At 40.9% G+C, this 24,032-nt stretch carries 25 protein-coding genes; 14 read left to right on the forward strand and 11 right to left on the reverse strand.

All coding sequences use genetic code 11. The annotated features are described in order from the left end of the window. Nucleotides 1-668: 668 nt before the first annotated feature. The 4 genes from CHX27_RS14390 to CHX27_RS14405 are packed head-to-tail and all read left to right on the forward strand — an operon-like array spanning nt 669 to nt 4,000. Entirely contained in the window at nt 669-1,787 is a 1,119-nt protein-coding gene (locus tag CHX27_RS14390) for an NAD(P)/FAD-dependent oxidoreductase (RefSeq protein ID WP_094487455.1), read from the forward strand. Then, nucleotides 1,784-2,515, forward strand: coding sequence for a monofunctional biosynthetic peptidoglycan transglycosylase (gene mtgA / locus CHX27_RS14395; RefSeq protein WP_094487456.1), 732 nt, complete (start codon nt 1,784-1,786; stop codon nt 2,513-2,515). Before CHX27_RS14390 ends, mtgA begins: the two co-directional genes overlap by 4 nt. Then, the gene (locus tag CHX27_RS14400) at nt 2,493-3,440 is read left to right on the forward strand and encodes a lipid A deacylase LpxR family protein (RefSeq protein ID WP_094487457.1); all 948 of its coding nucleotides are present in this window, start codon (nt 2,493-2,495) and stop codon (nt 3,438-3,440) included. Before mtgA ends, CHX27_RS14400 begins: the two co-directional genes overlap by 23 nt. Continuing rightward, complete coding sequence (locus CHX27_RS14405) at nt 3,440-4,000, forward strand: DNA-3-methyladenine glycosylase I (RefSeq protein ID WP_094487458.1); 561 nt, start codon at nt 3,440-3,442, stop codon at nt 3,998-4,000. Before CHX27_RS14400 ends, CHX27_RS14405 begins: the two co-directional genes overlap by 1 nt. A 3-nt stretch (nt 4,001-4,003) precedes the next feature. Here the strand turns inward: CHX27_RS14405 and CHX27_RS14410 are convergent, their stop codons facing one another. Beyond that, on the reverse strand, nt 4,004-4,903 hold the full coding sequence (locus CHX27_RS14410) for a DMT family transporter (RefSeq protein ID WP_094487459.1): 900 nt from the start codon (nt 4,901-4,903) through the stop codon (nt 4,004-4,006). Then, on the reverse strand, nt 4,903-5,250 hold the full coding sequence (locus CHX27_RS14415) for an arsenate reductase family protein (protein ID WP_094487460.1): 348 nt from the start codon (nt 5,248-5,250) through the stop codon (nt 4,903-4,905). The genes CHX27_RS14410 and CHX27_RS14415 overlap by 1 nt, the downstream gene beginning before the upstream one ends. A gap of 198 nt (nt 5,251-5,448) precedes the next feature. On the opposite strand from CHX27_RS14415, the gene CHX27_RS14420 reads away from it, so the two are divergent. Beyond that, a complete protein-coding gene (locus CHX27_RS14420; RefSeq protein WP_094487461.1) occupies nt 5,449-5,904 on the forward strand; it encodes a DinB family protein in 456 nt (151 codons plus the stop codon). Here the strand turns inward: CHX27_RS14420 and CHX27_RS14425 are convergent. Beyond that, a complete protein-coding gene (locus CHX27_RS14425) occupies nt 5,885-6,628 on the reverse strand; it encodes a DUF3298 and DUF4163 domain-containing protein (protein ID WP_094487462.1) in 744 nt (247 codons plus the stop codon). The genes CHX27_RS14420 and CHX27_RS14425 overlap by 20 nt on opposite strands. Nucleotides 6,629-6,708: 80 nt before the next feature. Here CHX27_RS14425 and CHX27_RS14430 point away from each other — a divergent pair, with 80 nt between their 5' ends. Continuing rightward, nucleotides 6,709-7,851, forward strand: a complete 1,143-nt coding sequence (locus CHX27_RS14430) for a cystathionine gamma-synthase (protein ID WP_094487463.1) — start codon at nt 6,709-6,711, stop codon at nt 7,849-7,851. Between the two features lie 195 nt (nt 7,852-8,046). On the opposite strand, the gene CHX27_RS14435 is transcribed toward CHX27_RS14430, so the two are convergent. Both CHX27_RS14435 and meaB read right to left on the reverse strand, forming a co-directional pair. Next, entirely contained in the window at nt 8,047-8,850 is an 804-nt protein-coding gene (locus CHX27_RS14435; RefSeq protein WP_094487464.1) for a THC0290_0291 family protein, read from the reverse strand. A 312-nt stretch (nt 8,851-9,162) separates the two neighbouring features. Continuing rightward, nucleotides 9,163-10,203: a methylmalonyl Co-A mutase-associated GTPase MeaB gene (gene meaB, locus CHX27_RS14440; protein ID WP_243389020.1), complete on the reverse strand. Its 1,041-nt coding sequence runs from the start codon at nt 10,201-10,203 to the stop codon at nt 9,163-9,165. A 267-nt stretch (nt 10,204-10,470) separates the two neighbouring features. On the opposite strand from meaB, the gene CHX27_RS14445 reads away from it, so the two are divergent. The 7 genes from CHX27_RS14445 (at nt 10,471) to CHX27_RS14475 (ending at nt 16,760) form a co-directional block, all read left to right on the forward strand. Continuing rightward, nucleotides 10,471-11,352, forward strand: coding sequence for an SDR family oxidoreductase (locus tag CHX27_RS14445; protein ID WP_094487466.1), 882 nt, complete (start codon nt 10,471-10,473; stop codon nt 11,350-11,352). Between the two features lie 272 nt (nt 11,353-11,624). Beyond that, nucleotides 11,625-12,389 carry a ParA family protein gene (locus CHX27_RS14450; protein WP_094487467.1) on the forward strand — a complete coding sequence of 255 codons (765 nt, stop codon included), beginning with the start codon at nt 11,625-11,627 and terminating at the stop codon, nt 12,387-12,389. A 1-nt stretch (nt 12,390) separates the two neighbouring features. Further along, entirely contained in the window at nt 12,391-13,293 is a 903-nt protein-coding gene (locus CHX27_RS14455; protein WP_094487468.1) for a ParB/RepB/Spo0J family partition protein, read from the forward strand. A 35-nt stretch (nt 13,294-13,328) separates the two neighbouring features. After that, nucleotides 13,329-13,838 (forward strand): DUF5683 domain-containing protein, encoded by a 510-nt coding sequence (locus CHX27_RS14460; protein WP_243389021.1) that lies wholly within the window; start codon nt 13,329-13,331, stop codon nt 13,836-13,838. Further along, complete coding sequence (gene dapB / locus CHX27_RS14465) at nt 13,838-14,554, forward strand: 4-hydroxy-tetrahydrodipicolinate reductase (protein WP_094487469.1); 717 nt, start codon at nt 13,838-13,840, stop codon at nt 14,552-14,554. Before CHX27_RS14460 ends, dapB begins: the two co-directional genes overlap by 1 nt. 13 nt (nt 14,555-14,567) lie before the next feature. Beyond that, nucleotides 14,568-16,142, forward strand: a complete 1,575-nt coding sequence (gene lepB, locus CHX27_RS14470; RefSeq protein WP_094487470.1) for a signal peptidase I — start codon at nt 14,568-14,570, stop codon at nt 16,140-16,142. A gap of 3 nt (nt 16,143-16,145) precedes the next feature. Beyond that, entirely contained in the window at nt 16,146-16,760 is a 615-nt protein-coding gene (locus tag CHX27_RS14475; RefSeq protein WP_094487471.1) for a WbqC family protein, read from the forward strand. Here CHX27_RS14475 and CHX27_RS14480 read toward each other — a convergent pair. The 6 genes from CHX27_RS14480 to CHX27_RS14505 all read right to left on the reverse strand — a co-directional run bounded on the left by CHX27_RS14480 (nt 16,750) and on the right by CHX27_RS14505 (nt 22,789). Beyond that, nucleotides 16,750-17,802 carry an endonuclease/exonuclease/phosphatase family protein gene (locus CHX27_RS14480; RefSeq protein ID WP_094487472.1) on the reverse strand — a complete coding sequence of 351 codons (1,053 nt, stop codon included), beginning with the start codon at nt 17,800-17,802 and terminating at the stop codon, nt 16,750-16,752. The two genes, CHX27_RS14475 and CHX27_RS14480, sit on opposite strands and share 11 nt — an antisense overlap. Nucleotides 17,803-17,836: 34 nt before the next feature. Beyond that, nucleotides 17,837-18,715, reverse strand: coding sequence for a rhomboid family intramembrane serine protease (locus CHX27_RS14485; RefSeq protein WP_094487473.1), 879 nt, complete (start codon nt 18,713-18,715; stop codon nt 17,837-17,839). Nucleotide 18,716: 1 nt separating this feature from the next. Then, nucleotides 18,717-19,520: a rhomboid family intramembrane serine protease gene (locus tag CHX27_RS14490; RefSeq protein WP_094487474.1), complete on the reverse strand. Its 804-nt coding sequence runs from the start codon at nt 19,518-19,520 to the stop codon at nt 18,717-18,719. Beyond that, on the reverse strand, nt 19,517-21,352 hold the full coding sequence (mutL, locus tag CHX27_RS14495; protein WP_094487475.1) for a DNA mismatch repair endonuclease MutL: 1,836 nt from the start codon (nt 21,350-21,352) through the stop codon (nt 19,517-19,519). Before mutL ends, CHX27_RS14490 begins: the two co-directional genes overlap by 4 nt. A 74-nt stretch (nt 21,353-21,426) precedes the next feature. Then, complete coding sequence (gene ribH, locus CHX27_RS14500) at nt 21,427-21,996, reverse strand: 6,7-dimethyl-8-ribityllumazine synthase (RefSeq protein ID WP_094487476.1); 570 nt, start codon at nt 21,994-21,996, stop codon at nt 21,427-21,429. A gap of 10 nt (nt 21,997-22,006) precedes the next feature. Further along, on the reverse strand, nt 22,007-22,789 hold the full coding sequence (locus tag CHX27_RS14505) for a tetratricopeptide repeat protein (RefSeq protein ID WP_094487477.1): 783 nt from the start codon (nt 22,787-22,789) through the stop codon (nt 22,007-22,009). Nucleotides 22,790-22,929: 140 nt separating this feature from the next. Here CHX27_RS14505 and recF point away from each other — a divergent pair, with 140 nt between their 5' ends. Further along, a complete protein-coding gene (gene recF / locus CHX27_RS14510) occupies nt 22,930-24,009 on the forward strand; it encodes a DNA replication/repair protein RecF (protein ID WP_094487478.1) in 1,080 nt (359 codons plus the stop codon). The last annotated feature ends 23 nt before the right edge of the window (nt 24,010-24,032 follow it).

Raw genomic sequence — 24,032 nt, forward strand, 5'->3', positions numbered from 1 at the left:
ATTTTACGTATCGTTTTGCCCAACCTAAACCGAAATTCGATGAAATCTGAATGTGTCGAAGGCTGAGCGCAAAGACTTTTTAGAATAAAAATTTGAGTCCCGATAGCTATCGGGATAGTTCCGATAGCTATCGGAATCATGACGTTCACCATTTTACGTATCGTTTTGCCCAACCTAAACCGAAATTCGATGAAACCTGAATGTGTCGAAGGCTGAGCGCAAAGACTTTTTAGTATTAAGATTTGAGTCCCGATAGCTATCGGGATAGTCCCGATGGCTATCGGGATTGCGACGTTCGCCATCTTACGTTTCGTTTTGCCCAGCCTAACCACAAATTCGATGGTGCATGAGCCGGTCGAAGGCGAATCTTTCACTTTTTTTCACTTTTTTCCCTTCTTTCGCTTCTTTTCATTTTTTCCATTTTTTTTCATTTTTTTCCATTTTTTCCTTGCGTAGCATTTCCGCGCGAACGGGTGCAGCGGCATCCTTTGGGCGATTTGGGATTTCCACTAAAGTTCTGGCCCAAAGATATAGCGGAACACGTGACGGCTTGCACCTCTTTTGCGCAGCGACGACTCGTTTGCCGGCGCGCCCAAAAAACAAAAAACAAGACTGTGAATTTTACCTAAAAGCGTCGTTGAAAACAAAAGAAGCTTAATTTCGCAGCCATGAAGCCGACTTTTAGCTACTGGGAAAAGGAGACGTTTTTGAAGCGCTACGACTATGTAATCGTGGGTTCTGGGATCGTTGGTTTATTTGCCGCGCTTAAGCTCCGAGATGCGCATCCTAACGCATCGATTGCGATACTTGAAAAAGGCATTTTACCCGAAGGCGCAAGCACAAAAAATGCTGGATTTGCCTGCTTTGGCAGCAGTAGCGAATTGCTCGACGACTTAAACACCTCGAACGAAGAAGCTGTTATTGAACTTGTTAGCAAACGAAAAGAAGGCTTAAACCTACTTCGCAAAACGCTGGGCGACAGCGCAATAAACTACGAGCCATTTGGTGGTTATGAAGTATTTCTTGAAAAAGACGAATCTCTTTTTAACAGCTGTTTCCTGCGTCTCGACTATCTGAACGAACTGCTACATCCCGTTTTTAAAGGAGCGGTATTCTCAAAAGTTATCGATCGATTTAACTTTTCGAACACTAAAGAATACCTGATTTACAACCAGTTCGAAGGACAATTACACACGGGTAAAATGATGCAGGCGCTCTTGCAAAAGGTGCAGGCAGCAGGCGTAGTTATTTTTACAAAACAAAACGTAACAAATTATCACGAAAGCGGTTCTCACGTTAGTATTTCTACAGACGATTTCGAACTAGAATGCCACAAATTGTTATTCGCCACAAATGCATTTGCATCGCAGTTACTTCCCGTTGCCGTGACACCCGGACGCGCACAAGTTTTGGTAACTAAACCAATACCCAATCTCGACATTAAAGGTTCTTTTCACCTCGATCGCGGCTACTTTTACTTCCGGAACATCGAAAACCGCATTTTATTTGGTGGCGGAAGAAACCTAGATTTCGAGAGCGAAACAACAACCGATTTCGGCACTACAAACCAAATTCAAAACCAACTAAAAACCTATTTAGAATCGGTAATTTTACCCAATACCCGCTTTGAAATCGACTATTCTTGGAGCGGAATCATGGGCTTAGGCGCAGAAAAGCGTCCGATTGTTCAACAACTAACTGAACGCACCTATTGCGGTGTGCGTCTAGGCGGCATGGGCGTAGCAATTGGCAGCTTAGTAGGAACCGAACTTGCAGCTTTAGTATGAAAAAACAAAACAAAACCACAGCAACGAAATCTACCCAAAAATTACCTTGGCATAAAAAGTTACTTCGAATTTTATGGAAGTCGGCTTTATACTTTTTTGCCATTTCAATTGGATTGGTCATTTTATTCAAATGGGTTCCAGTGCCATTTACACCACTAATGATTACCCGAGCTTTTGAACAAAATAGCGCAGGAAAAGACATGATTTGTATGCACGATTGGGTTCCGATAGAAGAGATATCGCCGAACATGCAACGCGCGGTTATCGCAGCAGAAGACGGCACTTTTAAAACCCATCATGGTTTCGATTTTAGAGCTATGCGAATGGCGTACGAACACAACAAAAAAGGAAAAAAAATCAAAGGCGGCAGCACGATTAGTCAGCAGACAGCAAAAAATGTCTTTCTCTGGCAAGGAAGAAGCTATTTGCGCAAGGGCTTAGAAGCTTATTTCACTTTTTTGATCGAACTAATTTGGGGTAAAGAACGTATTATGGAAGTTTACTTGAACAGCATTGAAATGGGCGATGGCGTTTATGGCGTGCAAGCGGCGTCGAAGTACTGGTACCGCAAAGACGCTTCTAAACTAACCAAACGGGAAGCAGCGGGCATTGCCGCTATACTTCCAAACCCGAGAAAATACACTGCTACCAACTCATCTTCTTATATTGAACGGCGAAAAAGTAGAATCGTAAAACACATGCGCTATGTCGGAAATCTCGATTACTAAATCGCTTCTTACACTTTATTTGACATTTATTTTTGGCGCTGTTTTTGGGCAAGAATCGCGTAATGAAATTGGTTTTGTAACAGAAAACGATTTGTACACGAGTTCGGTATACGATCGATACTACACAAACGGCTTAGAGATTTATTTTATTAAACCCATTTCAGCCCGAAAAGCTAAGAAAAGACTGTTGGGTTTTCGCGCGGGACAATACTTGTATAATCCACAAACGCGAGATGCCGATAATTTATTGGTTAACGATCGTCCGTTTTGTGGCTTACTGTTTGGCGAAGCAAGTATTTCGAGGTACTACAAATCGGAAAACTACCTTAGGACCGAGGTTCAGCTAGGTTGTATTGGCCCGAATTCGTTTGGAGAAGAAATGCAAGAAACCTTCCACAAGCTGTTCAATTTTAAAACCGTTCGCGGATGGCAAAATCAAATACATAATGCGTTCCTTGCGCAATTCAACGCCACGCATTACCTCGCTTTACCTTGGGTTAGCAATTCGAAATTTTCTTTTGGTTGGCAAAACAAAGTTCAGCTGGGAACAATATTGACAGGTGTTACATCGGGTTTTAATGCACGCATCGCCATTCATAAATTGCTTCCGATTTACGAAAGTAATTTATACCAAGCCTCGGCGGGAAAGCAAACGCAGCCAAAACCACGTGAACTCTATTTCTTTCTGAATCCAAACTTCAACTATCAGTTCTACGACGCGACAATTCAGGGAAGCTTATTTAGCGATTCAAGTCCGGTAACGTTCGATTTAATTCCGATTCGCTTTGTTTTTGAAGCGGGATTTAAATACCGATATAACCGTTTCAACGCACATTACACGTTTAATTACCGCAGTCAGGAAGTCGACAATAACGTAAATATGGCTTATTTTTACGGTTCCATCAAATTGGGATATTTGTTTTAATGGAAGCTGAAAAAGAACGTTGTGCTTGGTGTTTAAAGACACCGCTGTATCGCGAATACCACGACTTAGAATGGGGAAAACCCGTTCGCGACGATGCGAAAATGTTTGAATTTCTAATTCTGGAGACCTTTCAAGCCGGTTTAAGTTGGCTTACTATCTTGAATAAACGCGAGCATTTTAGAGCTGCTTTTGATCAATTCGATGTGCAAAAAGTAGCCGCATACGAGCACGACAAGATTATGGAACTGCTCGAAAACCCGGGCATTATTCGCAACAAGCTAAAAATTTACGCAGCGATAACCAACGCACAGGCTTACATCCGAGTTCAACAAGAGTTTGGCACTTTTTGCGACTACATTTGGGGTTTTGTGAATCATAAACCTATTGAAAACGAATTTACTTCTTTGAAACAAATTCCGGCAAAAACAGCACTTTCAGATGCCATATCTAAAGATTTAAAAAAGCGCGGATTCAAATTTGTAGGATCAACCACCATTTACGCACATATGCAAGCTACCGGCATGGTTAATGACCATTTGCTGCAGTGCGACTTCAGGTAAATTTTACTTCTTCTTTTTTACGGAAAGCGCTACGCCAATAAAAATCAAAGCGCCTGCCAAAAGCTTGTCGGTTGTTAACGCGTCTTTTCCCAAACCAATAGCGAAAATTGCTGCAAATACGGGCTGTAAATAAATGAAAACAGCAACAATAGTTGGTGATAATTTTCGCATGGTAACCAGATTTAATAAGTAGGTAAGATAGGTCGAACCTGCTATAATAAACACAATTTTCCACCAAATTGAAAAATCAAAAGCTGAAAATGGAACTTGCTGAAATTCGTTAAAGCCAAAAGGCAAAACCATCAGAAAACCAATTGTATAAATCCATCCAACAAAAGTGAATGCATTGTATTTATCCATTAATTTTTTGACGATAATCAGATAAAAACCATACGACAGCGCGTTGATGAAAACTAGTAAATTTCCCAAATTTTCGTTACTTCCAACGACAACTGCTTTCTTTCCAACAATCAGTAAAATAGTTCCTGCCAATCCTAAGATAATGCCAACCGATTTCACCAAATTTATGCGTTCTTTCAGCAATATGGCCGAAAGTATCATAACAATTAAAGGTGTAGAAACCATCAGTACTGCGGCACTAATTGGCGAGGTGTAACTCAATCCTTTAAAAAAAGTAAGCATGTTAAGCGCTACGCCAAAAAACGCAGCAGAAATAACAACGGGAATGTCTGCTTGACTCAGCTTTTCTTTCGGAATCTTACCAAAAAAGCGCAACAAGAAGAATGTAATCCAAAACAACAAACAAGCACCTGCAACTCGAATGAGTATAAAACCAAACGGCTGAATATGCGCAGGCATTACATCTTTTGCAATTGTGAATGTAACTCCGTAGATAATCGACACCAACGTGGCGCCAGCTAAAGCCGCAACCCTACTCTGCATCAGGTCAGTTTATTTACCATTGCTGCAACCGTTGAGCTGCTGTTTCCGATATAAATATGCGAATCGATTACCAAAATCGGACGCGCTAAATAACTGTAATGGGTAACTAATAGCTGTTCGCTTTGTGCTTCGGTAAGATCTTTCGAACTTATGCCCGAAATCTTGAATTGTTGCGATCTTTTATTAATCAATGCCGTAAAACTTCCGGAAAGTGCTGCTAATTGGCGAACCTCTTCCAGACTTAACGGATTTACTTTTACATCTCTAAAATTCAGATCTTTATGCTTGGGCAACAACTGCATGATGCGTTTACACGTACTGCAGGTCGACAGATACAAAAACTCCATTTCTTTTTTGGGTAAAATTACGGATAAGAAACCGGATGCAGGATCAAAACGTGCCGAATTTCGCGGTAATAAAAGGCTCCAGAATCACAATTGTGAAAATCGAAAATGGGAAATTGACTGGAATTGCAACTAAAATAGCTGTCGATTTAAACCAAAACGCCTACTTTTAACAATTATCTACTAACCGACTATAAACCCATGACCGATTTAGAACTCACGCTCGCAAACCGCAAAGTTTTATATGCGTATTTAGTAAACTATTCTACCGAAGAACTCAACACTATTCCGCCCGGACAGTCAAACAATTTGATTTGGAACATCGGTCATACCATAGTTATTCAACAACTATTAGTCTACCAATTATCTGGAAATAAATTACTTATTCCCGCAGAAATGGTTGGTTTATACAACAGAGGTACTATTCCGACGGGCACAACTAGTGAAGCAGAAATCGAAATGATTAAATCGCTTGTGTGCAACACCATCGAACAAACCAGTGCCGATTTAGCAGCAGGAAAATTCAGTAATTACACGACGTATCAAACCCTTTTGGGAATTCCGCTCGAAAAAGTAGAAGACGCGATTAAATTCAACAACTTCCACGAAGCTTTGCATTTGGCTTTCTGCTTGAAAATCAAAAAGGGATTGCGATAAACGGTTTGGCTTCTTCGTAGGAAATCAGAACTTCCTGCGGACCTTGCGCGTACGAAGCGATTTCGTAAACGTTGTAGTATAATAACAGTCCGTTTTTTGTGAAGAAATACGTTTGCGGTAGCTGAAATCTTTCAGTTTCAAACATAAATCCAGCTTCATTTAAAGGAGTTGTATTTGCAATTTTATATTTCTTACGAAAAGCGATTTCGGCAATTTTTAGAAATTCGGCCGGATTGGAAATCAGATCCTCCTCCGTAATACTTTTCCCACTTCCCGCATCAAACAGCAGCGAGCGCTTGCCCGAGTAGCCGTGTGCACCGCCTGTAAAAGTATAATAGTCGATTTCCAAATTTAATAGCGCATCCGATTCGTAACAAAACTTACCCACTGCTTTAGCTTCCCAAGCCATCTTATCGCCAGGAAATTCGGCCGATACCTTGTCGTACGTACTTATAAAATCATTGGCTAGTTCTTGGTAATTCTTTGAGGTAAAAGGTGTTTCGCCGTAGTTTATAATCTCTTTCATAACCGATAGGATTTTACGGTTTATCGAATCGGCTACTATAGGCTTATTCGAAGCAACAGGCAACGAAATTTCAACGCGAGCACCCTTGTTCTCATCAGCTCCTTTCGAGGTCGCCAAATACTGCTTTTGTTCAAACTTTAGTTCATTGTCGCAAGAAAAACAAAGCACCGCCAGCAGCAGCAAAACCAATCGATTCATAACACAAAAATTAAAATCTAAAGTTAAGGGATTTAAATCCGCGAAATAAAAAAATTACCTTTGCATCGCAATAAAATGTTATGAAATTTAATACCAAAGTAATCCACGGAAATCAGCATCACGACCCAGCAACAGGCGCGGTCATGACACCTGTATATCAAACCTCAACTTTTGTTCAAACTTCGCCCGGCAAGCCCGTAAACGAATTCGAATACAGCCGCGCTTCAAATCCAACGCGCTCTGCACTCGAAAACGCCCTGGCAAGTATCGAGAATGGCGGACGCGGCTTGGCGTTTTCCTCAGGTTTAGCTGCAACCGATTGCGTTTTACGCGGTTTGAAAGCTGGCGATGAAGTTATTGCATCCGACGATCTGTACGGCGGAACGTTCCGACTCTTCTCGCGCATTTACAAAGATTCAGGCATTGTTTTTCACTTTCTCGATTTAAATGAAATTGCTGCCGTTCAGCAGTTAATCAACGATAATACTAAGTTGATTTGGCTCGAAACGCCCACCAATCCGTTGATGAAAATCACCGATATCGAAGCCGTCGCCAAATTAGCCAATGCACGGAAAATCCTATTTGCTGTAGACAATACTTTTGCCACGCCTTATCTGCAAAAACCGCTCGATTTGGGAGCCGATATCGTAATGCATTCCGCAACAAAATACTTAGGCGGTCATTCCGATGTGATTGCAGGAGCTCTTGTAGTTAAAGATGCTACTTTAGGAGAACAACTACATTTTCAGCAGTTTGCAACTGGAGCAACCTTAGGGCCCATGGATTCGTACTTGGTACTGCGCGGAATCAAAACTTTGCATTTACGCGTTCAAAGACACAGCGAAAACGGACGGAAAGTTGCCGACTACCTGACGCAACATCCAGCTGTAGCGAATGTTTATTATCCAGGTTTGAAAACACATCCCAATCACGAAATTGCCGCAAAGCAAATGAGCGATTTCGGAGGCATGGTTTCGTTTACGTTTAAATCGGCACAAAAAGCCGATGCGATTAGCTTTCTTGAAAAACTGAAGGTTTTTACGTTGGCCGAGAGCTTGGGCGGCGTTGAATCTTTGGCAAATCATCCAGCGTTAATGACACACGCATCGATTCCCGAAGAAAAGCGCAAAGCCATCGGTATCACCGACGATTTGGTGCGACTGAGCGTAGGTGTAGAAGATATCGACGATTTACTCGCCGATTTAGAACAAGCTTTTCAGTAAGATTTTAGACATTTTTAGGGCGGCAAACGCGCTTTCGCTCATAGTCCTCGCCCATCCAAACACAAAAAATCCCAACCAAACGGGCTTCTTACAGGCGCCGTTTCGTTGGGTTTTTTGTTATTTGTCTTTGCTGCGGGCTAATCCGCTCTATCGCTGCCGCAAAACCGTTGCCAAAATGAGTGTTCTAATAGTAGGTTAATCGATATAATAAATGTAGCCTACATTAAACCACACCAACCAATCGTTTGCTTTATTTTCTTTGTAGATATCCGGATTCGGGTTTAAACCATCCACCCAATTACTGAAATAATATTGAAAACGTAAATCCACTAATAAATCGGATAAGGGCGCTAATTTGTAACGCGTTCCGATACTACTCACAATCGACCAAGTGCTCTCTGGATCGTTTGAAAATCCGTGGGGCTTTCCATCTGATGGAGTTAAATATTTTGGGAAAGTAGTTTGTGGCGAACCTAAAGGTCCAAGTTCTGATTTAGCCGTCGGATTGAAATAGTTGTAATGCGCTCCTAAACTCACAAACGGACCAAAACTGCCTACCGTAGCCGTAAAATCGCGTATACTTAGCGGGTAGTACTCTAACTGCATACCTGCCGATAATGTTGAAGCCGAACCGTAATGAGCGCGCAACTGTTGGACATCAAGCGAGCCATTGTCGCGATCTACCCATTGTCCGAAATGCTCTAATTTTGTATAGCTGTACGAAAGCTCAGTACGTAATTTGAAGTGGTCGTTCCAGAAGGTTTCAGGCGTATAATAGCTAGATCCTGCCGAGTACGAAAAGTTTAAGTAATGTACAATCCCTATTCCAAAGCCCGTATTTCCATCATTGGTGTCAAAATTGTATCGCTCGCCGTAATCCGACTGCATAGTTACTGGACCCATAATTAATCCTACCTCGGAAGATAAATCAAACTGAGCGACTGAGAGGCCGGGAAAACCTATCGCAAAAAGCAGCGCAAAAAGCATTTTCTTAAGCATTGGGACGATAATTCTTTCTAATTGTGACAAATATATAAAACAAGCTTCGACTTAGCCAATAAATATGTTAACATAACTTCTTTAGTACACGACAAAAAACATAATTGATTAAAAATCAATAAAATAAGTTCTTAAAAATTTTGACAAAAAGCTGATATTCAGTATATTAAAGGATTATTTACCAAGTAATGCCTTTAAAAAAGAACATCAGCTTAGTACACGAAGATACGCAATTATTAACCGTATTTCAAAGCCATTTTAGCAATCATTTAAATTTAGCTAGAATCCGTCTTATTTGTTTGTTTATTAANATTAAGCGTTACGATACAATTCCAACAATTGTTGTACCGCTGTTCGAGGTGTAATTTTACCGGTTTCTAAATCGACTACAACCGTTTCCCATTTGGCTTTTACGTTTGGATTGTTGGTAAAATCAAAGAGCAGTGCCTGTTCAATCATGCTTTGAAAGGCTTTAAGCACTTGTTTTTTGCGATGCCCTTCGAAATGTCCGTTTTCCTTTGCTTGTTCAAAATAGGTTGTAATTTCATCGAATACATCGGAAATGCCGCTGTGTTCCAAAGCACTCGCCGTAAGCACTTTACTTTCGTAGAAGTTTGTTTTGGGTGGAAACAAAGACAATGCGCTTTTGAGTTGCGCTTGCGCACGTTTTGCAGGTTTTACATTTGCGCCATCGGCTTTATTGATCACAATTAAATCGGCCATTTCCATGATGCCGCGTTTAATGCCTTGCAGTTCGTCGCCGGCTCCAGCGAGATGTAGTAATAGAAAGAAATCGGTTAGATCGGCTACTGTAGTTTCGCTCTGCCCTACTCCAACGGTTTCAATGATAATGAAGTTGTAGCCTGCCGCTTCGCAAAGTGCAATGATTTCGCGTGTACTTGCCGCAACACCGCCCAAGGTAGTTCCAGATGCCGACGGACGAATAAATGCCGACTCGGATTTTACCAGCTCTTCCATACGAGTTTTATCGCCGAGAATACTGCCGCGCGTGAGCTGACTGCTCGGATCGACCGCCAGCACAGCCACTTTATACCCTTTAGAAATGGCGTACAAACCAAAAGCTTCGATAAATGTACTTTTTCCAACGCCCGGAACGCCCGTAATTCCTAGCCGAAGGGTATTTTGTTTGGGCTCGAGCGTGTTTAAAAGCTGTGCCGCTTCGAGTTTGTGTTCGGGCAAACTACTTTCGATGAGTGTGATGCACCGACTCAAAGCCGCACGATCGCCGGAGCGCAAATCGGTTTGCAATTGTTGCACATCGATTTTGGATTTACGTAAATCTTTGATTCGTTGCGCGGCGTCGGAACTTAAAAAATCTGGGATTGCATCCACAACTATTGAATTTGCTCGTAAAATTAACGTGAATTCGCATTAAACCTACTGCTGGAAACGAATTTTCGGTAACGATTTTCCGCAAAAGCGATTGCAGTGGAAATCCTGCTTTGCCTTTGGGCTTGCGGACGGGACAAAGCAGATTGCAACGGAAAGCGCGACCCGACGGGCGGATTCAGGAAGGCGGAGGGATTTGCCCAAATAAAAATAGGCAGCAGAAAAACTATTTTTCTCTTAAAACTGTATCTTGTGAAAAAATAAACACAGATGGGATATTCAGATAAAATGCTGCGCGACGGCGCTTTAGAAGGCAAAACGATTATAGTTACAGGTGGCGGAAGTGGTTTGGGAAAGGCCATGAGTACCTACTTTTTGGAATTGGGAGCACAGGTGGTGATTACCTCGCGAAACTTTGAAAAGATTAGCGCTGCCGCAGAAGAAATGTCGGCTAAAACCGGCGGAAAATGTTTAGCAATTGCCTGCGATGTTCGCGATTATGCCCAAGTGGAGCAGATGATTCAGACTACTGTGGCGGAGTTTGGAACTGTTGACGTTTTGGTGAATAATGCCGCTGGGAATTTTATTTCGCCTACTGAACGATTGTCGGCAAATGCCTTTGATACGATTATTGATATAGTTTTGAAAGGCTCGAAAAATTGTACGCTCGCCGCAGGAAAATATTGGATTTCGGAAAAGAAAACCAACGTAAGTGTGTTGAATATTGTGACCACTTATGCGTGGACGGGCTCGGCATACGTAGTTCCGAGCGCTACTGCAAAGGCAGGCGTTTTGGCGATGACGCGTAGTTTGGCGGTAGAATGGGCGAAATACGGCATACGTATGAATGCGATTGCTCCGGGACCGTTTCCGACCAAAGGTGCGTGGGATCGGTTGTTGCCGGGCGATTTAGCGCAGCAGTTCGACATGTCGAAAAAAGTGCCGTTAAAACGCGTGGGCGATCATCAGGAGTTGGCCAACTTAGCGGCGTATTTGGTATCTGACTTTGCTGCTTATGTGAATGGCGAAGTAGTTACCATTGACGGCGGTGAGTGGTTACAAGGTGCTGGACAATTTAATTTGTTGGAGAAAATTCCGGCGGATATGTGGGACATGCTCGAAGCGATGATTAAAGCGAAGAAATCGAATTAAAACTGAAATTGTTGGTTACGAAACAGCGAAAATAATTGGTTTTCAGGCAGCTTACAGAAATTGAAAAATCTGATTTAAAAAAAGAGTCGCAGGAAGTATTGATTACGAACTTGTTAGTAGAACATGAAGGAATTGTTTACTAAAAAAAGACTTGTAATCAATGACTTAAAACAATTTTGAAATTGGTTAATAAAACGCGACTTGGTTAACAAATTAGACTTGATTACGCGGTAAATAATCGTACTTTTACGCCACAAAAATCAGACTACTGAATGGGTAAAATAATTGCTGTCGCCAACCAAAAAGGCGGTGTTGGAAAAACCACAACCACTGTGAATTTAGCTGCGGCGCTCGGTGTTTTGGAGAAGAAAGTATTGCTGATAGATGCCGACCCACAGGCCAATGCCAGTTCGGGATTAGGAATCGATGTAGATCAGGTTGAAATTGGTACATACCAAATTTTAGAACACAGCAACACACCGGAAGAAGCGATACAACAATGTACCGCTCCGAACGTGGATGTGATTCCGGCGCATATCGACTTGGTGGCGATTGAAATTGAGTTGGTTGACAAGGAAAATCGCGAGTACATGCTTAAGGAAGCGCTTGCGGAAATTAAAGATAAGTACGATTACATACTCATTGATTGTGCGCCCTCGTTGGGATTATTGACTTTAAATGCGCTAACCGCTGCAGATTCGGTACTCATTCCAATTCAATGTGAGTATTTTGCGTTGGAAGGTTTAGGAAAATTGCTCAATACGATTAAGAGTGTTCAGAAAATTCACAACGAGCATTTAGATATTGAAGGACTTTTACTTACGATGTACGACTCGCGTTTGCGACTGTCGAATCAGGTTGTAGAAGAAGTTCAAAAACACTTTGCCGATATGGTGTTTAAGACCATCATTCAACGAAATGTTAAATTGAGTGAAGCCCCGAGTTTTGGAGAAAGTATCATTAATTTTGATGCCACAAGCAAAGGAGCTACCAATTATTTGAGTTTGGCTCAGGAAATTATAAAGAAGATTAGCTAGTATGACCAAAGCAATCAAAAAACAAGCGCTTGGCCGCGGATTATCGGCATTGTTGAAAGATCCGAACAACGATATTAAATCGGCCGACGACAAGAACGCCGAACAAGTGGTTGGAAATATAATCGAGTTGGATTTAGATTTTATCGAAATCAACCCGTTTCAACCGCGCAGTAACTTTAACGAAGAAGCTTTAAACGAATTAGCGAGTTCGATTAAAGAACTTGGTGTTATTCAACCAATTACCGTAAGAAAACTCGACTTTAATAAATATCAGTTGATTTCGGGCGAGCGACGTATGCGCGCTTCGAAAATTGCTGGATTGACTACGATTCCGGCTTACGTTCGTTTAGCAAACGACAACGAATCGTTGGTTATGGCTTTGGTAGAGAATATTCAGCGTCATGATTTAGATCCGATTGAAATTGCATTGTCGTACCAGCGTTTGATTGACGAAATTCAGCTTACTCAAGAACAAATGAGCGAACGTGTAGGCAAAAAACGTTCGACGATCACAAATTACTTACGATTGTTAAAACTTGATCCGATTATCCAAACCGGTATTCGCGATGGTTTTATCTCGATGGGACACGGTCGTGCGTTGATTTCGGTAGAAAACCAAGACGATCAAGCCGACATTTACCAGAAAATCATTTCAAGAAATCTTTCCGTTCGCGAAACCGAGCAGTTGGTGAAAGAATATCAGGAAAAAGGACAACAAACCGCAACAGGAAAAGCACCAAAGCCCAGTGTTACGCCGCATACCGACAAAGTTTCGGACTTGGCAGCAAAAATAGCGGTGAAGATTGACGTAAAAGTAGGTGCAAACGGTAAAGGTAAACTTACCATTCCGTTTAAATCGGAAGCCGACTTAGCGCGAATTCTCGAATTACTACAAGGCTCTTGAAGCGATACTTTTACATATTAGTACTTTTTTTGCCTTTGTTTGCTTTCGCACAAGGGCCTGGCACACCTTTAAAACTTCCAGATACGCTAAAGCCGCAACAAATTGATCCGTTACGACCAGCTAAAGCAGCGTTTTACTCGGCGATTTTACCTGGTTTAGGACAGGCTTATAACAAAAAATACTGGAAAATACCGATTGTTTATGGCGCTTTGGGTACAGGTTTCTTTATTTACCAGCGAAATAACAATGAGTATCACAAATTTCGCACAGCATACAAACAGCGACTTGCCGGGCAGCCCGATCAATTCTTAGGACAATATAACGACCAAACATTGATCAGTGCGCAACGAACGTTTCAGCGCAATCGCGATTTATCGTTATTAGTGACCGTGGGGTTGTATGTGTTGAACATCATCGATGCCAATGTCGACGCACATTTAAAGCAATATAATGTCAATGAAACGCTCACTGTGGTGCCAGAAATATTTCCTTCTGAGATTTCAAATGTGCAAAATATAGGTTTGACACTTCAATATCAATTCTGATGAAAATAGCACTGCTTGGATATGGAAAGATGGGTAAAATTATCGAAGTTATCGCACAAAGTCGCGGTCACGAGATTGTTTTACGAAAGAACAGCAGCACATCGTTTTCGGGCTTAGAAACAGCCGATGTAGCTATTGAATTCAGCACACCGGAAACTGCAGTTAGCAATATTTCGGAAGCACTGATGTTGGGAATTCCTGTAGTTTCAGGAACCACAGGTTGGTTAGCTGATTACCATAAAATGGAAGCGCTGTGTAAAGAAAAAGATACTGCTTTTTTATACGGTTCGAATTTTAGTTTAGGCGTGAATTTATTGTTCGAAATCAACCAATTTGCCAGTAAACTCATCGGAAGATTTCCTGAATATAAAATCGAGTTAGAAGAAATTCATCATACACAAAAGCTTGATGCACCCAGTGGTACGGCAATTAGTTTGGCAAACCAGGTGATTAGCAACACGCGTTACGACAAGTGGAGTTTAGAACCCACGCAAGAAACCGATTTAAAAATAAACGCCATTCGGGAAGATGCTGTTCCGGGAACGCATTATGTAACATTTTCGTCGAATATCGACCAATTGCAAATAAGCCACATTGCTTTTAATCGCGAAGGCTTTGCGCACGGCGCCGTCTTAGCTGCCGAATTTTTAAACGACAAGAAAGGAATTTACACCATGAAAGATGTTTTACGATTAAACGAAAACATTTTTCCTTAATACATTTTAGACTATGACATTTAGTGAATGGCTTATCGTAATACTCATTTTTCAGATAATTCACTTTTTAGGTACTTGGAAACTATACGTTCGAGCTGGTCGTAAGGCTTGGGAAGCCGCCATTCCGATTTACAATGCTATTGTTTTGATGAAAATTATCAATCGCCCAACCTACTGGGTGATTTTACTGTTTGTACCTGTTGTTAACCTAATAATGTTCCCTGTCATTTGGGTCGAAACGGCGCGCAGTTTTGGCAAAAACACGCTCACCGACACTTGGTTAACTTTATTGACTTTCGGCTTTTACCTCTATGTTCTAAACTACGCAGCAAATTTAACTTACGTAGAAAATAGAAGTCTCATTGCTCGAACAAAAACTGGCGATACGGTAAGCTCAATTTTATTTGCCATTGTGGTGGCTACTCTGGTACATACGTATGTGATGCAACCTTTTCAAATTCCAACTTCTTCGTTAGAGAAAACGCTTTTAGTTGGCGATTTTCTATTTGTAAGTAAATTTCATTACGGAGCGCGGCCGCAGATGTCGGCAGTTTCGTTCCCAATGGTTCATGATACGATTCCGGTGGCGAAAGTTAAATCTTACGTGTACGACGATGCTAATAAAGATTCGTGGAAGAACAAATTGCAATATCCTTACGTACGAATTCCGGGGTTTCAAACCATAAAAAATAATGATATTGTGGTGTTTAACTGGCCTTGCGATACGCTGTTTCACATGTACGAGCGAGCTGATCGCAGATACGATAAGCCCATTGATAAGAAAACTAATTACGTAAAACGTTGTGTTGGTATTGCGGGCGACAAGTTAGAAATCAAACAAGGGACTGTTTACATAAATGGCAAAGCTGTTGTTTATCCCGAGCGTGCTAAAATTCAATATGTATATCAAGCTGCTTTTGATCGATCGAAGCCAGTGGATTTTAACTATGTTATGAAAACGATTGGATCAACGGAACAAGTTGGTTCTAATACGAAAGGAGATACCATCTTTTTCAGCGCTCTTACAGAAGAGGGTGTAGAAAAACTAAAATCTTTTTCGGCCTTTTCGGGAATCAAACGCAGAATTGAAACGCGAACTGATTCAAGAATATTTGGTGGTCAATTGAGTTGGAATGCAGATAATATGGGACCGATTTACATTCCAAAAGCGGGAACAACGATTGCATTAACGCCAGAAAATTTGCCTTTTTACAAGAAAGTAATTACGGAATATGAAGGTCCGCATTTAGTGAAAGTAGTTGGCAATGATGTGTATATCGACAACAAGCTCGCAAAATCTTATACTTTTCAGAAGGATTATTACTGGATGATGGGTGACAATCGTGGAAATTCACTCGATTCGCGTTATTGGGGTTTTGTACCCGAAGATCACGTGGTTGGTAAAGCCGTTTTTGTTTGGTTAAGCTTAGATGGTACTGCCTCTGGATTAGATAAAATTCGTTGGTCGCGTATGTTTACGACTGTGAACGGAGACGGACCTGCAACAAGTTACCTTTGGGTATTTGGCCTTGCCGTGCTTGCGTATTTTGGCTTAACGCGATTTGTATTCAAAAAGAAGGCAGCGTAATTTATGGCAATACTGTTGATTCCTTCCTATTTCGGCTCAATTTCCGAATACGTTGCGCTTGTGCAGCATGAAGAAGTACTTTTTGAATTCGACGATAACTTCCAAAAACAAACCAACAGAAATCGGGCCTTTATTTACAGTCCGAATGGCTTGCAGCTTTTGAACGTACCAGTTATTCACAAAAAACAGTTGCACCAAAAAACGCGCGACATGCGTATTGAATACGCCGAAGATTGGCGCAAACAACATTTCAAATCGCTTGAAGCAGCTTACCGCAGCTCGCCTTATTTTGAATTTTACGAAGATTTCTTTCGAGATTTGTATTCTAAAAAATACGAATTCTTAACCGACTTACAATTCCATACGATTGATCTAACGTTGAAGTGTTTGCAAGTGAACAAATCGTACACCAAAACAACGGAATTCTTTAAAAATCCGTTGCAAACAAACGGTCGTGAACTGGCAAATAGAAAAAAAGACACGCACGAATTTGAATCGTATCATCAGGTTTTCATAGAAAAACACGGATTTTTGAACAATTTGAGTATCCTTGATTTACTTTTTAATGAAGGAAGAAAAGCGGGCGAGTATCTGAAACGCCAAACGCTTAATTTGTAAAAGCTAGCACGGTCGCGATCGGAAAATGATCGCTGTCTTGAATTTCGTTAAACGTATCAAAATCTTTTACCTCGAAACGTTTATCGGCAAGTATGTAATCAATTCGTGCTGGATAATATTTAAAGTCGTACGTTTTGCCCAAACCTGATCCTGCTTCCACGAAAGTGTCGTTTAAATCGCCCTTAATTTGTCGATACACGTAAGAAAACGCCGAATTATTCATATCGCCGCAAACAATCGTTCTAAATCGAATGTCGGCACGATGCAAACGTAGCTTTTCGGCCTGATTTTGCTGCTTGCGGAACGCTCTTCCGATTCGACGCAGCATAAACTCCGACTTAGACTGATCGAGTTCGTTAATGTCGTTGTTAATTTTATTGACGCTTGGCGTTATCCGGACCGACTCTAAATGCATATTATACACGCGCACGGTATCTGCTTTAATTAAAACGTCTGCAAATATGGCTTCTGCATCAGAATTTGGAAAGCTCACCACGCCGCTATTGATGATTTTATATTTGGAAAAAATGGCTTGTCCGGTTTTTATCTTTTTATGGCGTAAAGTGGTGTGCTTGTATGGAAACTGCTCGGTATGGAAATCGGCATTGGCACTAAATTCTTGAATACACAGAATATCTGGGTTTTGTTCCTTGACAAAGTCCGAAATTTCCAACGGTACCGCACGCTTGTCGGACCAACGGAATTTATTGAATAACCGAACATTATAAGAGACAATTTTTACCTCATTGGCTTGCTTTTCGTGATTGGTATTCGATCGAAAACCATAAAATTTATTGACGAAGGTGATGCCTATGAGCAAGACAATTAAGGAAAGTGCTGCTTGGCGTTTCAGTTGAATTACCCAAAAAATAAGAAACAAGCCGTTTCCAATAAGCAAAGCTGGTAGAAACAGCGTTAATGCAGCGAGAACGGGATACAAACTTGGCGCAATTCGTGGCAATAGGTAAGCAATAATAGTAGCTGCCGCCAGCAACCAATTAAAGAAAAAGACCACTTTATTAAACCAAGACAATTTTGCCATACTTCAAATATAGCAACAAGCTTTGGTTTGAGAACTATTGATTTTGTCCGACGCGAAACAAAAACTCTTTTTCTTCGGTCGATAAACTGTCGTAGCCCGATTTACTGATCTTGTCCAAAATCTCGTCGACACGTTGTTGTTGAGAATCTTTTACGGGTTTATTTGTTGGTTTAGAAGCAGTTTGACGGTGAACTGTGCGCATTTTAGCAGGCTTTTTTGCTTGCTTTATACCTAGACAAAAATTTGCTAATCGATCGAAAAGGTTGAAGAAATTTCCGCCGTTTTGCAGATTCTTCATGTACAAATACCCCATTAGAGCACCTGCCAAATGGGCGAACCGGCCGCCCGTGTTCGAGGTAAACAATTGAATGATATCGAGACATACTAAAACCAAAGCGATGTGCCACAATTTTACGTTTCCGATCAGTAAAAGTCGAACTTCCATTAGCGGATTGTACGTTGCCGTTGCAAGAACAATTGCCATGATTGCTCCTGAAGCACCTACCATGGGAACTGTATGGTATTGCAAAACCGGAATCAAATTGTAAGCAAGAATAAAGATAAGTCCGGCGAAAATGGCTGCGGCGAGATAGATCGACAACAGCTGTGCTTCTTTAAAATACGTCAAAAACAAACGTCCCGAAAAATTCAGGATGAGCATATTGAAAAGCAAATGAAGGAAATCTACGTGAAAGAATGCATAAGTAAGCAAAGACCAAGGTTTAAACAACAAGTTTGTAGGATCGGAACTTACATTTACCCAAGAAAGGTAATCGATCGACAGCCCTAAAATTTTCAGAATCGTAAATAAAACCTCCGGTATTAAATACAAAGCGACATTTAAAATAATCAGTTGCAGTACAATTCCGCCGCTTCGATATTGCCATTTTAAATCATTTACAATGGTACTCATATTAATTCCATCTGTTTTTGTTAAACTGAATTCTTTTCCAATACCACATCATTAAAAAACCCATAGCTGCTCCACCTAAGTGCGCGAAATGGGCAATGTTTCCGAAACCGAATAGCGAACTTCCTTTTAAAGCTAAAAACAAGTCGATCGCTACAATTCCAGACACAAAATACTTAGCCGCGATTGGAACAGGTAAAAACAGCATAGCTAAACGGGCTTCGGGAAACAAAAAGGCGTAAGCCACCATCAGTCCGTAGATAGCGCCAGAAGCACCAACCATTGGTGTTTGAACATCAATAGCTGTTGAGAACAATAAATTAAAATCAGCCTGCTGAATTTTAGAAATATCCGAACCTAAGACTTGTCGAATTCCTTCTTCAAATAACCTACCGTCGTAATAATTTCCAGATAAAAACTGTACATTTAAAACACTTCGAATTTGATTTGGATTAAGTCCGAGCTCTTGCATATGATTTACAACCTGGCTAACTTCAAAGAAATTTACACCCGCTTGAACCAATGCACCTGCAACGCCACATGAGAAATAAAAGAACAGGAACTTCTTACCTTTCCAAAATTGCTCAATAACTGAACCAAATGAAACCAAAGCAAGCATATTGAATAGAATGTGAAATTCACCGCCATGCATAAAAATATGCGTAACCAATTGCCACCATTGAAAACGAGCATCGTAAAAGCTATGCATTGCAAGGAGGTCGTTTAAAGCCGGAACAAAAAACCGACCTACAAATAGAATTACATTGATGATCAGCAAATGCTTAACGGTTTCGGTAATTTGTATCATAATGTGAATTTACGATCTAACTCTTCTTGAGTAAAAGTGTACTGAATAGGTTTTCCAAAGGGCGATACGGTTGAATCCATACAAGAAAAAAGTCGTTGCAATATCGATTCCAACTCCGACTGCGATAATGACTGTCCGTTTCGAACGGCAACACTCATTGCCAAACTCTTTGCTATTTTATCATTTAAATCGAACGCATCCGACACGCTTCCTTCTGAAATAACGGTAATTAACTGATTGATCACATCTTCTGCGTCCGATTCTTGAATAAGTGGCGGAATTCCCAAAATAGAAATTACTCCGTCGGAATTTGTTGTATCAAATTGAAAACCGATGTGATACAAAGCGTCTTTCATATCGTCAAACAACATTTTTTTTGGACCGCTTAAATGCATTTCGATAGGAAAAAGCAACTGTTGCGAAAAGCCTTTGGTTACGGTGATATTTTTTAAGAAATCTTCGTACAAGATACGCTGATGTGCTCTATTTTGATCGACAATTAACAAGCCATTAGCTGTTTTTGCAAGCACGTATTTATTGAACAACTGTTGTACTTGCGCAAATTCGGTCTCCACTCGGGTACTTTCAAACAAGTTGGTTTGTGAGGGAACAAATTCTGCTTCAATAACAGGCAAATCATTGGGCAAATCGGTGTACAAGGCTTTCCAAGCGGGTTCTGGTCCTTTGTAGTACGATGAAGTTCCGCGCTGTTGTTTGGGTGCTTCGCCGAACGGATTGAAATTCGGATCTACTTGAATTGTGGGTATACTAACTTCCTTTCCATACAATTCATACGGAGTTTCCAGACTCGGATCTTTCTCAAAATCGAGTGCGGGCGCTACTTTAAACTGACCTAAACAGTGCTTCACCGCCGAGCGCAATATGGCGTAGATCGTGTGTTCGTCGTCGAATTTTATTTCTGTTTTTGTTGGATGAATATTGATATCGAGGTGTTTCGGATCGATTTGCAGGTAGATGAAATACGAAGGTTGCAGTCCTTCGCGAATCAGTCCTTCGAACCCCCCCATGATGGCGTGATGCAAATAGCCGCTTTTGATGAAACGATCGTTTACAAACAAAAACTGTTCTGTACGCGATTTCTTGGCGAACTCAGGTTTTCCGATAAAGCCGTTAATACCTACAACTTCGGTATGTTCTTGCAGCGGCAAAATACGCTCGTTCATCTTTCCTGAAAAAACAGCCACAATCCGTTGACGTAAATTCCCAGCGGGCAGATTATACACTTCGCTCCCATTCACGTACAAGAAAAAATGAATATTAGGATGTGCGAGTACAACGCGTTGAAATTCGTCTATAATATGTTTATTTTCAACAACATCTGATTTAAGGAAATTGCGTCGCGCGGGTATGTTGAAAAAAAGATTTTTAACGGCAATGCTCGTTCCCTGAGGTGTAACTGTAGGTTGCTGCGAAACGATTTTACTACCTTCTATAACGATTTGAGTTCCTAATTGGTCGTTATTTTGTCGCGTTTTTAATTCAACATACGCAATTGCGGCAATAGAAGCTAGGGCTTCGCCACGGAAACCTTTGGTATTTAATTGAAATAAGTCTTCGGCCAATCGGATTTTGCTGGTAGCATGACGTTCAAAGCACATGCGGGCATCGGTAACCGACATTCCTATACCGTTATCAATTACTTGAACGAGCGCTTTACCCGCTTCTTTAATCAATAATTTAATTTCGGTAGCTTGTGCGTCAACAGCATTTTCCAGTAATTCTTTTACAACAGAAGCCGGTCTTTGTACCACTTCTCCGGCAGCTATCTGATTGGCAACGTGATCGGGAAGTAATTGTATAATACTGGACATTTCAAAAAACTAATGAAACGTAAAGATAACTAAAGCGAATCGAAGAATGCTATACTTTTTCGACTTCCTTTGCCCTATTTTGTATCAATTTTTGGAACAGCGGCTTCTAAGTTTGGTGTAGCGGTAAATCCTACTTTTTTTGTGGAAGATTTTTGATTAGCCTTACGGCGAAGTTCGGCCATTTTGATTGCCGTAATGGCAGCTTCTACACCTTTATTTCCGTGCTTCCCGCCACTTCTATCAAGAGATTGCTGCATAGAATTATCCGTCAGGACACAAAAAATAACTGGCGTATCACTTAAAATATTAAGGTCTTTAATTCCTTGAGTAACTCCCTCACAAACAAACTCGAAATGCATGGTTTCGCCTTTAATCACGCAACCGATAACTATAAGCGCGTCGGGCTTTTCAATTTCAAGCATTTTCTTAGCGCCGTATATCAATTCAAAACTACCAGGAACATCCCAACGTACAATGTTCTGCGGTTGCGCACCACAGTCGGTTAGGGCTTGAACGGCACCCGCGTATAATCCTTCAGTAACGGTATCGTTCCACTCTGAAACAACAATCCCAAACCGAAAATCATTCGCGTTTGGGATTGAGGCTTTATCGTAGTTCGACAGATTGGTGTTTGCTGTCGCCATAGATTTTTATTTATTGAGCTAGACCAATAAACGTGTCTGCTTGCTGTCCTTCTGGAGTATTCTCGTACGATTCTTTAATCGACGTGAAAAATTTCAATGCCTCGGCCTTTTTGCCCAAAGCTAAAGCTGCCTTTCCTGCTTTGAACAAGAAACGAGGTGTTGTAAAGTCGTTTTGCTCCATTTCAGACGCTTTCACGTATTGATCTAAAGCTTGTTGAAGTTGATTTTTTTCCGCATAAGCGTCGCCAATCGCACCAGCAGCTAGAATCGAAAGGAAGCGATCTTTACCTTGGAACTTTTCCAAATACGAAATAGCCTTGTCGAATTCTTTCAAATTCAAATAAGCCATACCAGCGTAGTAGTTCGCCATGTTTCCAGCGTCGGTTCCGCTGTATTCGTCGGCTATTTTAACAAAACCAAATTTACCTTCGCTACCGTTTAATGCTAATTTAAAAAGCGAATCGCTCTTAGTTCCATCAAGTGCTTTGGTGAAGTTTTGTTGAGCTAAATACATTTGGCTTCCCGCATCTTCTTCCTTAGGCTCTACAATAAATTTTGTGTAGGCAAAGTAACCAACAACTGCCAGAGTTACGGCTCCGATAACACCTAAGATAATATTCTGATTTTTAGCAACAAAAGCTTCTGTTTTTGAAGCAGTTTCGTCTAAAGTATTAAAAACACCAGCAGTCGTACTTTGGCTTTCGTCGATATTGATATCTTCAATTACCTCAACTTGCTCTTTCTCCTCTTTTGGTTTCGGTGCCTTATAACCTCTTTTATTGTATGTTGCCATTAGTAATTGTTCTAAATTTGTGAGGTGCAAAAATATAATTTTTTGTCAAACCAAAAAGCCCAATTTTTCGATTTATTAAATACCTTTCCGCCGCAACCGCAATTTGGTTTTCTGCAGAGGCCTTTCGGCGAAATTATTTTATGGTACTACAAAAGCTACATTTGCTGAATTACAAGAATTTTGAAGATGCATCCTTCGAGTTTGATGCGGGTTTAAACGCCATTGTAGGAAAAAATGGCATCGGAAAAACCAATGTGCTCGACGCCATTTACCACTTAAGCTACGGCAAAAGTTACTTTAATCCGCTGGCGGTTCAGAATATTCGTCACGAGGCCGACTTCTTTGTCATCGACGGGAAATACAACGTTGACAATAAAAATGAACAATTAATTTGCAGTCTGAAACGCGGACAAAAAAAGGTGCTCAAACGAAACGGCAAGGCTTATGAAAAGTTCTCTGAACATTTAGGTTTCGTGCCTGCCGTTCTAATTTCGCCCGCCGATCGCGATTTAATTACCGATGGAAGTGAAAACAGACGGAAATTTGTGGACACCATTCTTGCTTCCACCGACCCACTCTATCTGCAAGCCGTAATTCAATACCAACGCATTTTGGCGCAACGAAACGCCTTGCTAAAGTTCTTTGCTAAAAATCTGACTTTCGACAACGATACACTCCAAATCTACAACGCGCAACTCGACCGCGAAGCACAACTAATTTTCGAACGGCGTTTAGCATTCATTGAACCTTTCAACGCTTTGTTTCAAGAATATTATGCAGCCATTTCTGGACAGGCTGAAAGCGCTGAAATCTCTTATAAATCGGATTTAAGTACTGGCAGATTTATGGATTTGCTTCACGAAAGTTTGCCCAAAGATCGCGTACTTCAATTTACGACGGTTGGAACTCATCGTGACGATTTCGAATTCAAACTCAACAATCACAACATTAAAAAGTTTGGTTCGCAAGGACAGCAAAAGTCGTTTCTGATCGCTTTGAAATTGGCACAATTTACCCTGTTGCATCAAAAAATTGGCAAGAAACCTATTTTTCTATTTGATGACATTTTCGACAAACTCGACGAATTCCGCGTTCAATACATTATCGATCTGGTAGCAAAAAGTAGCTTCGGACAGATTTTCGTGACCGATACCCACGAAGACCGAACATTGAAAGTACTTACAGCTGCTGGAATTTCATATAAAATCTTTAATCTGTAATTTATAATCATTTACCTTCGTAC

This window comes from Flavobacterium aurantiibacter (assembly GCF_002251775.1).
Lineage (GTDB): Bacteria > Bacteroidota > Bacteroidia > Flavobacteriales > Flavobacteriaceae > Flavobacterium > Flavobacterium aurantiibacter.